Annotated in this window: 3 protein-coding genes; all 3 read left to right on the plus strand. The window is 71.2% G+C overall.

The features are described from left to right. Positions 1-69 precede the first annotated feature (69 nt). Positions 70-417 carry a hypothetical protein gene (locus DJ74_RS17130; protein ID WP_094528034.1) on the plus strand — a complete coding sequence of 116 codons (348 nt, stop codon included), beginning with the start codon at positions 70-72 and terminating at the stop codon, positions 415-417. Between the two features lie 129 nt (positions 418-546). Beyond that, the gene (locus DJ74_RS17135) at positions 547-1,026 is read left to right on the plus strand and encodes a TRAM domain-containing protein (RefSeq protein WP_094523322.1); all 480 of its coding nucleotides are present in this window, start codon (positions 547-549) and stop codon (positions 1,024-1,026) included. A gap of 126 nt (positions 1,027-1,152) precedes the next feature. Further along, positions 1,153-1,576: Tfx family DNA-binding protein (locus DJ74_RS17140; RefSeq protein ID WP_094528035.1), on the plus strand; the 424-nt coding region annotated here is incomplete at its 3' end.

The raw sequence follows: 1,576 nt of genomic DNA on the forward strand, positions 1-1,576 counted from the left end.
ACAGCGTCGGTCAGACGGGGCCCCCGTCTGACCGACGCTGTTTAACCGAACGCCCGAGAACGGGAGGTCATGGAGCCGGTCGACGACTGGCGGGCGGCGATCGCGGAGGCCGGCGAGCTCACCGGCCCGATCGCCGCCGGGATCGTCGGCGAGCACGGCGACCGCGGGCAGCGGGCGATCGAGGCGGTCGGCGAGGGGCGCGTGAAGCGCTACCGCGATTTCACCGTCGTCGTCGGCCACGACGACGAGTACGTCGTCGAGGACGGGGAGTGCACCTGCGCGGACGCGACGTACAACCTCGACGCCGAGGACCCGAGCGAGCGCTGCTGGCACGCGATCGCGGTCGATGTCGCCGACGCGGTCGGCGCGGTCGACCACCACGACATGTGGTACTCGGAGGTCCGCGAGTTCCTGTGAGCGGGGCTCGGCCGCGAGGGGAGGCGCCGTACGGATCGGCCGCCGTTCACCCGGGTGAGCCGCCGAGAGTCCGGATTTTCGCCCAGCCAGTCGAAAACGTTTACAACGGCGGCCGGTCTCTCCTACGGTATGGCGGACTGTCCACTCGCCGACGATTGCCCCAGTTTCGACGAGCGAATCGAGGGGATGGGGTGTCAACACTACGGCAACAAGGGCGGCGCGGAGTGGTGTAACCACTACGACATGCCCATCTACGAGCTGAAACAGCAGCCGGTCCAGCCCGGCGAACAGGTGATAGTCGAGGTCGACGACATCCACGAGAGCGGCGCGGGCGTGGGGCGCACCGACGACGGCTTCATCATCCTCGTCGACGGGCTCCTCCCGCCGGCGCGCGCGGAGGTGCGGATCCACCGCGTGAAGTCGAGCCACGCGACCGCGCAGGAGGTCGTCGAACGCCTCCCGGAGGATCCCGAAGAGGAGGAGGACGACGACGACGGCGACGGCGATACCGAGGCCGAGGGCGACGACGAGGAAGACGAGGGCGACCGCCGCCGCGACCGGCCGAAGCGCGAACGGCTCGGCAGCCGCGAGAACTTCTGGGGCAAGTGAGCGCGTCCCGGGGTGGCCCCACCCCACGGACAGTCCGGACGCCGCCGATCGGCCCCCTCCGGCCGAACCCCTCGACGCGAGGGGTGAAACCACCGTTTTTTGAGCGAGCGTCCCCTCGCGACGTGTATGGTCGCAGACGACGGTCCGGCCGACGCCGCTGACGCGGCCGACGACGTCGAGGACGTCGACGCCGCCGAGCTGCTGGAACGGGCCGGGTTCGACGCCGACGAGAGCGTCCTCACCGACCGACAGGCGGAGGTGCTCGCCCTCCGCGAGCGGGGGCTCCGCCAGTCCGACATCGCCGACCGGCTCGGCACGTCGCGCGCGAACGTCTCTAGCGTCGAGGCCAGCGCCCGCGACAACGTCGAGCGGGCCCGCGAGACGGTCGCGTTCGCGGAGGCGCTCGCCGCGCCGGTCCGCGTGGAGATCGACGCCGGCACGGACCTGTACGACGCCCCGAAGCGCGTGTACGACGCCTGCGACGAGGCGGGCGTGAAGGTGAACCAGACCGCGCCGGACCTGATGAAGACGATCGGCGACCGCGCCGGCG

It is taken from the genome of Halorubrum sp. Ea8, from assembly GCF_002252925.1.
Lineage (GTDB): Archaea > Halobacteriota > Halobacteria > Halobacteriales > Haloferacaceae > Halorubrum.

Coding starts and splice junctions, on each gene's coding strand:
- DJ74_RS17130 (WP_094528034.1), top strand. CDS start 70: ATGGAGCCGGTCGACGACTGGCGGGCGGCGATCGCGGAGGCCGGCGAG.
- DJ74_RS17135 (WP_094523322.1), top strand. CDS start 547: ATGGCGGACTGTCCACTCGCCGACGATTGCCCCAGTTTCGACGAGCGA.